Source organism: Gryllotalpicola sp. CP2-P1, from assembly GCF_057512245.1.
In genome coordinates, this window is record NZ_JBLRDT010000398.1 from 1 (window position 1) to 1,074 (window position 1,074).

Genomic DNA, 1,074 nt, shown 5'->3' on the forward strand with positions numbered 1-1,074 from the left:
GGCGTCGACGACGCGCGCAAGGTCGAACTGCCGCGCCCGCTCTGAGCCGGCGCGCTCGAGCCTCTTCCGCTCTTGCGCATCGACGAGCAGCCGGCGCAGCTCGGCGCCGATGCTATCGAGCGGCGCCAGCACCCCGGCCGCGCCGCCGTCGGTCACGTAGCGCGCCCCCGGGTTCGGGGTCGCGACCACGGGCACTCCGGCCGCCATGGCCTCGGCATACGGAATCCCGAAGCCCTCGTAGTCCGACGGCAGGCAGAACGCCCACGCGCGCTGATAGGCCGCCGCGAGCTCGTCGTCGCTCAGCCGGCCGAGAACGCGGATGCCGGGGCCGGGGTCGGCGGGCGCGTCGCGGCACACCATCTCGAGTGTCGCGTTCGGCACGGCGGGCAGCACGTCGCGCTGGAAGGCGCGCGCGAGCTCGGCGCCGCGCTTGCGGTTGTTCCACGTTCCGACGAACAGCACGGTCGGCTCGGGGGCCCGCAGCCCGGGGTCGGGGCGGAAGCGGGTCGTGTCGACGCCGTTCGGGATCACGCGGCGCACCCAGGGCGTCCAGCGCCGCGTGCTCGGCGAGACGACCACGGCGGTGTCTGCGACGAGGCTCGCGAGCACCTCGCTGAAGCCGAGCAGAAGCATCCGCGCGCGCTCGGTGGCGCCCGTGATGCGCAGCGCCTCTTCGAAGCACGAGCCATGGATCGTGCGCACATGGCGGCGGGCGCGCCTGCGCCAGAGCCAGTAGTCGTCGCCGTGGGCGTGCAGGGCGTCGTAGCCGCTGAAGTCGATGTGCCTGAGGCGCGCCGCGAAGGCGAAGGTGCGCAGCCGGCCGCCGGTCTCGACCAGGTGGTGGCCGTAGATCGCGCCGGGCACGGGCGGGCACGCGCTGAAGACGTCGACGTCGTGGCCGCGTCGCACGAGCTCGGTCGCGAGCTCGTGCGCCTGGTAGCCGACCCCGATCTTGCTGCCGCTCGGCAGGTAGTACGAGATCATCGCGATCTTCATGCAGCGCCCGTCCTGATGGTGAGTGTTACTCAGTATCGCCCGGGTCGCCGGCGCGGGCATGTCCCAGCCCGGGGGTCA

At 73.2% G+C, this 1,074-nt stretch carries 1 protein-coding gene; it reads right to left on the minus strand.

Annotated features, from left to right (window positions below):
* A partial coding sequence (locus ACM2XV_RS15530; RefSeq protein WP_487027605.1) for a glycosyltransferase family 4 protein occupies positions 1 to 996 on the minus strand: 996 nt, incomplete at its 3' end.
* Between the last annotated feature and the right edge of the window lie 78 nt (positions 997 to 1,074).